Origin of the sequence: Halomonas sp. BC2 (assembly GCF_002078115.1) — a bacterium.
Classification (GTDB): Bacteria; Pseudomonadota; Gammaproteobacteria; order Pseudomonadales; family Halomonadaceae; genus Vreelandella; species Vreelandella stevensii.
On the sequence record NZ_LFGT01000012.1, the window covers coordinates 128,045 to 128,534 of the forward strand.

At 56.1% G+C, this 490-nt stretch carries 1 protein-coding gene; it reads left to right on the plus strand.

All coding sequences use genetic code 11. The features are described 5' to 3' along the window. The coding region (locus tag B7L71_RS18010; RefSeq protein WP_139790102.1) for an RNA-guided endonuclease TnpB family protein at window positions 1-490 on the plus strand (490 nt) is incomplete at both ends.

Below are 490 nucleotides of genomic sequence, written 5' to 3' on the forward strand. Positions count from 1 at the left end.
CGCGGTATCCCAGCTTTAAATCCAAAAAGCACCGGCAGTCAGCCACCTTTGCCAGTTCGGCATTTTCGTACCGTGACGGCCAGATCACGCTCGCCAAGTGCCGCGAACCGTTGAGCATTCGCTGGAGCCGCGAGCTACCGTCAGCGCCTAGCACCGTCACCGTGTCAAAGGACGCAGCAGGCCGCTACTTCATTAGCTGTCTGTGCAAGGTAGATACTGAGACGCTGCCGATCACGCCTAACATGATCGGTATCGACCTGGGACTAAAAGACCTGTTCGTGACCAGCGAGGGTCAACGGGTTAATAACCCGCGCCATACGGCACACTATGAGAGGAAACTGGCTCGGGCACAGCGGCAATTGAGCCGTAAGCAAAAAGGCTCTAACAACCGTGCCAAGGCACGGTTAAAGGTCGCTCGCTGTCACGCCAAAATTGCCGATACACGGCGTGACCACCTGCATAAACTCACCCGCCAGATCGTTAACGAGAA